The organism is Vibrio sp. T13N (assembly GCF_032970445.1).
GTDB lineage: Bacteria > Pseudomonadota > Gammaproteobacteria > Enterobacterales > Vibrionaceae > Vibrio > Vibrio diabolicus.
This window is the reverse complement of sequence record NZ_JAWJYE010000006.1, coordinates 336,675-342,674: the sequence shown is the minus strand read 5'-3', so window position 1 is coordinate 342,674 and position 6,000 is coordinate 336,675. Positions and strand designations below refer to the sequence as shown.

The following is a 6,000-nucleotide window of genomic DNA, read 5'->3' as shown; positions in this document are numbered from 1 at the left end:
ATACTTTTGAGGTCTTAAAAAAAATATCTTTTGAAGATGAAAGGGTTAAGGTTTTTAGAAATAATAAAAACTCTGGAGCCGCTATATCCAGAAATAATTCAATTGAAAATGCCAAAGGTGAATACTTGGCTTTTATAGATAGTGATGATTTATGGATTGAGAATAAACTTGAACTACAATTGAAATTTATGATAGATAAACGCATTAACTTTAGCTTTACTGCCTATGAGATTATAGATCATAATGATAACTCGACAGGGAAGTTCGTTGATACGCACCATAAGAAAAGTTTGTCTTACTCTGATATGTTGAGAAAGAAAGCAACATTAGGCTGTTCCACAGTAATGCTAAGAAAGAATGCATTCTCTGATTTAAAAATGCCATTGATAAGGACAGGGCAAGACTATGCATTGTGGCTAAAGCTGTTAAAGGATGGGAATAGAGCTTATCCTTTAACAACAGTGTTAACTAAATATAGAATTCTTCCTAATTCAATATCAAGAAACAAATTTAAAAAAGCCAAGCGACAATGGCAGATATATAGGCAACTGGAAGACTTGTCATTCTTTAGTTCTTTGGAGTGCTTCTGTTTTTATGGCTGGAGAGCTGTTTTCAGAAAGTAGTGAACATTAATTTTTATCTGCATTCAAGTTTGAGTAAAATTTAATGAATAAAAGTAAATTAATTTTAGTAATAACGTTGAGCTCATTTTCATTTTATACTGTAGCGAATTCGATAAGTACTAATTTACCCTCAAATCAAAGTTTTACTGGTTTGGTTTATACACCTAATGCAGAAGTTGTTGATACTGGGAGTTTATCTGTAGCTTTTGCAAGAGGGTTACCGTGGAGGGAGCGTATTAAAAGTAGCGACTCTATCAAGTTGTCTCTTGGCTTAATAGAGGGACTCGAAACCACAGGAAGAATAGCGACTGAAACTTATGACTGTCACATTTTCGAGTCTCGACAAAAGTGTGGAAGTCGTGATCTGTCAATGTCATTTAAATATCAACTCTCTCGACTTTGGGAAAGTGATAAATTTGATGTCGCTTTTGGTATTCAGGACCTTGATGGGTCTTCTCAGTTTTTTTTCTCTAAATATCTTGTTATTGATTATTCTCCCAAGTCTTTCCCTGTTCGTATATCAGCTGGTTATGGTCAGTCAGATATTCCGCTTGGTGTTATGGACGGGCCATTTGGTGGTGTTGAGTTCCAACCATTCAATTTTATTCAGTTGGTAGGTGAGTATGACTCTGAAGAGTTTAATTCTTCAGTAAAAATTTTTACGCCAAAAGAGCTGCTCCCGTATGATWTAACAGCTTCTCTTAGTTATCAGCTCTATTCAGGGCATGAAACAGATAATAGAAGTGTATGGAATGCCGCTTTTTCAATCCCTCTGATATCTGCTTACACACGCTCAGTTAGTTTTTATCAAAACGATATTTCTTTGATAGATAAGCTTTTTGTAGAGCAGAAGAAGTCTCAAGATGCTTCGATCTCCACTTTGGTGAGTGCATTAAAAAATGAAGGTTTCGTTAACATTCAAGTGGGGTTAGTCAATGGTAGAGTGGTGGTGGCTTTAGAGAACCGTCGATACAACCATAATCAAGCAGATGGATTAGGTGTGGCTCTGGGAATTGTTTCGAGTCATTTCGGTCAAAATGCGGCGCAAGATATTGGCGCTGCATCCGATCAATTTGAACTTGTGATGCTTGCCAACCAAAAACCAGTGGTCAGCGTTTTGTCTAACTCTAACTGTTATCAAAGCTTTGTCAATGGTAGCGCAGTTTGCGATGACATTCAGTTTATCACGCGCGATTTGTCGGAAAGATTAGACATGGTTGATTGGAAAACGGAACGAGTCAATTCAGGCACTTTAGATTCGCAGATCGTACTTTCACCTATGGTAAGGCATGGCGTAGCAACCGAGTACGGAGTGTATGATTACTCTTTGGCCATGTCTAGCAACTTATACACCTACCTATGGTCTGGCGCCGCAATTGATGTTCGTCATATTTTACCTTTAGCAGAAAGTGATGATTTTGAAGAGGGTGGGTATTTCGAAGACAGCGCGTATGAGAACGAGATTGATCGTGCAATGGTGCATCAGTTCTTCCGTTTACCATATGTCGATATTGCCAATCAGGTTTCCCTAGGCTTGGTTAAATCGGATTATATCGGTGCGCGCAGCGAATCAGCTTGGTTCTCTCAATCGGGCAACCATGAGTTGGGATTAGAGATGAGCTATTTCCAGCATCAAGACGAAAAAGACAAAAATGGTTATGCAAACCCAGATCGCCAAACCTTTTTAACTCGTTACACATTCTCTATGCCAGAGTGGGATTGGCAGTTTAACGCAACTGCTGGCGAGTTTTGGAAAGGGGATGTTGGCGCAAAATTCACGACATCACATTGGTTTGAAGACATAGAAATATCCGCAAGTTATCAGGTGACAAAGTTTAACGATACAGACGAAGAGCAGTTTGTCACTGTGTCGGTAAAGCTGCCATTAACGCCATGGCGTGATATGTCGCCGGGAGTGATACAAGTTCGTGGTAACGAGGCTTATGATTTCAACGTTACGACACGGGTTGGTAATGATGCTAACCATTTAGCGGCAGGCCAGGGTGATGAACTCGTAATGGATAATAGTATGCTTCGTCGCTACTTTAACCGAGGCCGTTATGGTCAAGAGTACTTTGAGCAGAACAAGCTGCGTATCCGCAACGCTTATTTGCGTTACCTGGGTACTCAATTGAATTAAGTTGTGTTGCTAGTTAGGCTTTTAGTCAATCACCGCACTCTACCGAGAGTTTAGGTGTTTTGATATGCTAGCGTCAGTTAAATAATAGGAAATAAAAATGAAAATTGCTGTAGCAGGCACGGGCTACGTCGGTTTGTCCAATGCCATGTTATTGTCGCAAAACCATGAGGTTGTGGCGGTTGACATTATCCAAGAAAAAGTGGACTTGTTGAACGACAAGAAGTCTCCAATTGTTGATGCGGAAATAGAACATTTTCTTGCAAACAAAGAGCTCAACTTTGTCGCGACGCTAGATAAAGAGCTGGCTTACAAAGATGCAGAGTTTGTTGTTATTGCAACACCAACGGATTATGACCCTCAAACGAACTACTTTAACACCTCTTCAGTTGAAGCGGTGATTAAAGATGTGATGGCAATTAATCCAGATGCGGTTATGGTGATTAAGTCGACTGTACCTGTGGGTTACACTGCGCGTATTAAAGAAGAACTCGGTTGTCAGAATGTTATGTTCTCTCCAGAGTTTCTTCGTGAAGGTAAAGCACTTTACGATAACCTCCACCCGTCTCGCATCATCGTTGGTGAGCGAAGCGAACGTGCAGAGAAGTTCGCTAACCTTTTAGTTGAAGGCGCGGTAAAAGAAGACATCTCGGTTCTGTTTACTGACTCTACAGAAGCAGAAGCGGTTAAGTTGTTCTCAAACACGTACCTTGCGATGCGTGTGGCTTACTTCAATGAACTGGATTCTTATGCTGAAGCACATAACCTTGATGCGCGCCAAATTATTGAAGGTGTAGGCTTAGATCCTCGTATTGGCAATCACTACAATAACCCGTCATTCGGTTACGGCGGGTACTGCTTACCGAAAGATACAAAGCAACTGTTAGCAAACTATCAGGATGTTCCAAATAACATTATCGGAGCGATTGTTGATGCAAACCGCACTCGTAAAGATTTTGTCGCAGAGTCTATTCTCAAGCGAGAACCAAAAGTTGTGGGCATTTACCGCTTAATTATGAAGGCTGGCTCAGACAATTTCCGCGCTTCGTCTATTCAAGGCATTATGAAGCGTATTAAGGCAAAAGGTATCGAAGTCGTGGTGTATGAGCCAGTACTTAAGGAAGATGAGTTCTTCCACTCTGCCGTTATCCGCGATATTGAAGAGTTCAAACAAATGTCTGATGTTATTGTTTCTAACCGCATGGTTGAGGAACTTGCTGATGTTGCTGATAAAGTCTACACCCGTGATCTGTTTGGTAGCGATTAATTCGTATTTATATTCAAAATAATATAACAGGCTCCCTCAGAGGAGCCTTTTTTTAGTTGGTAATGGTTATGATTAAAAAATGTTTATTCCCTGCGGCGGGTTACGGTACACGTTTCCTTCCTGCAACTAAGTCGATGCCGAAAGAAATGATGCCAGTGGTGAACAAGCCATTGATTGAATACGGTGTTGAAGAAGCCATTGAAGCGGGCATGGATGGAATGTGTATTGTTACAGGTCGTGGCAAACACTCCCTGATGGATCACTTTGATAAAAACTACGAGCTAGAGCATCAAATTAGCGGTACAAGTAAAGAAGCGCTGCTTGATGATATTCGTTCTTTGATTGATTCAGCGAGTTACACTTACATCCGTCAGCGTGAAATGAAAGGCTTAGGTCACGCTATTCTTACGGGACGTGAATTGGTCGGTGATGAACCGTTTGCTGTCGTGCTCGCGGATGACCTTTGTGTGAATGAAGACAAAGGCGTTCTAGCGCAAATGGTTGAGCTGTACAAACAGTTCCGCTGTTCAATCGTTGCGGTACAAGAAGTACCGGAATCAGAAACGCATAAATACGGTGTGATTGCTGGCGAGATGATCAAAGATGATATCTTCCGCATTGATAACATGGTTGAAAAGCCAGAGCCAGGTACTGCACCTAGCAATCTAGCGATTATTGGTCGCTACATTCTGACCCCTGATATCTTTGAGCTGATTGAAAATACAGAGCCGGGTAAAGGTGGCGAGATTCAAATCACCGATGCGTTGATGCAACAAGCTCAATCTGGTTGTGTTTTGGCATACAAATTTAAAGGTCAGCGCTTTGATTGCGGTAGCGTAGAAGGCTACATTGAAGCAACAAATTACTGCTACGAGAACCTTTATAAGAAGGATTCCAGTGCGGAGCTCGCGAAAAAACCAACCGTGAAAATTGCCGAGCCAGCATAATTCAGAACTTCCTATCGGTGTATTCCGAGTGGATAACACGCAAACAAAAAGGGATGCATGATGCATCCCTTTGTTATTTCTACTCTCAGTAAAAACGAGATTAAGCTTTTGCTTTAGCCGCTGCTTTTGCGATTGCTGCGAAGCTTTTCGCGTCTAGTGAAGCACCGCCAACTAGAGCGCCGTCGATGTCTGGTTGTGAGAAGTAAGCTTCAGCGTTTTCTGGCTTAACAGAGCCACCGTATTGGATGATTACTTGTGCTGCAACTGCTTCGTCTTTCGCAGCGATAAGTGCGCGGATAGAAGCGTGGATGCGTTGTGCATCTTCAGCGGTTGCTGCTTTACCAGTACCGATAGCCCAGATTGGTTCGTAAGCGATGATTGCGCCGTTTAGAGCTTCAACACCGTAAGTGTCGATAACTGCGTTGATTTGACGTGCACATACTGCTTCAGTTTCGCCAGCTTCGTTTTGCGCTTCAGATTCACCGATACAGAAAACAGGAGTTAGGCCGTTTTCTTTTAGGAAGTTGAATTTCTTCGCGATGAACTCGTCAGATTCGTTGTGGTATTCACGACGCTCTGAGTGACCGATGATGATGTGAGTAGCACCGAAATCTTTCAGCATTTCTGGAGACATATCGCCAGTGAACGCACCGCTGTTGTTTAGGTCAGTGTTTTGAGCACCTAGGATGATCTTGTTACCGCCTTCAGCGATTACGCGCTCTGCTAGGTCGATGTAAAGTGCTGGTGGAGCGACTGCTACGTCAACACCTTCAACGCCTTCAAGCTCAGCGTTAAGACCAGTTAGCAGCTCAGTTACCATTGCTTTGCTGCCGTTTAGTTTCCAGTTACCCATCACTACAGGACGACGCATAGGAATATCTCCCTTATCTTTAATGTAAATAGTCAATTAATGTAAAAAATCTACGTAGGAATATAACAGAATAATGTGAACAGATCATGATTGGCGTCATGTCTTGTCCGGCTTTCTTTACTGATTCGACCAAGCAGCGATCCTGTTATTTTTGT

Annotated in this window: 5 protein-coding genes; 4 read left to right on the top strand and 1 reads right to left on the bottom strand. The window is 41.9% G+C overall.

Going from position 1 to position 6,000, the window contains the following annotated elements; genetic code table 11:
* The 4 genes from R2S67_RS12940 to galU all read left to right on the top strand — a co-directional run.
* On the top strand, positions 1-623 hold a 623-nt coding region (locus R2S67_RS12940; protein ID WP_317344939.1), incomplete at its 5' end, for a glycosyltransferase family 2 protein.
* Positions 624-666: 43 nt separating this feature from the next.
* The gene (locus R2S67_RS12935; RefSeq protein WP_317344938.1) at positions 667-2,763 is read left to right on the top strand and encodes a YjbH domain-containing protein; all 2,097 of its coding nucleotides are present in this window, start codon (positions 667-669) and stop codon (positions 2,761-2,763) included.
* Positions 2,764-2,860: 97 nt separating this feature from the next.
* Positions 2,861-4,027 carry a nucleotide sugar dehydrogenase gene (locus tag R2S67_RS12930; protein WP_140120929.1) on the top strand — a complete coding sequence of 389 codons (1,167 nt, stop codon included), beginning with the start codon at positions 2,861-2,863 and terminating at the stop codon, positions 4,025-4,027.
* A 68-nt stretch (positions 4,028-4,095) separates the two neighbouring features.
* On the top strand, positions 4,096-4,974 hold the full coding sequence (gene galU, locus R2S67_RS12925; RefSeq protein WP_005397961.1) for a UTP--glucose-1-phosphate uridylyltransferase GalU: 879 nt from the start codon (positions 4,096-4,098) through the stop codon (positions 4,972-4,974).
* A 100-nt stretch (positions 4,975-5,074) separates the two neighbouring features.
* Here galU and tpiA read toward each other — a convergent pair whose 3' ends face one another.
* Positions 5,075-5,845: a triose-phosphate isomerase gene (gene tpiA, locus R2S67_RS12920; protein ID WP_005384863.1), complete on the bottom strand. Its 771-nt coding sequence runs from the start codon at positions 5,843-5,845 to the stop codon at positions 5,075-5,077.
* Positions 5,846-6,000 lie beyond the last annotated feature (155 nt).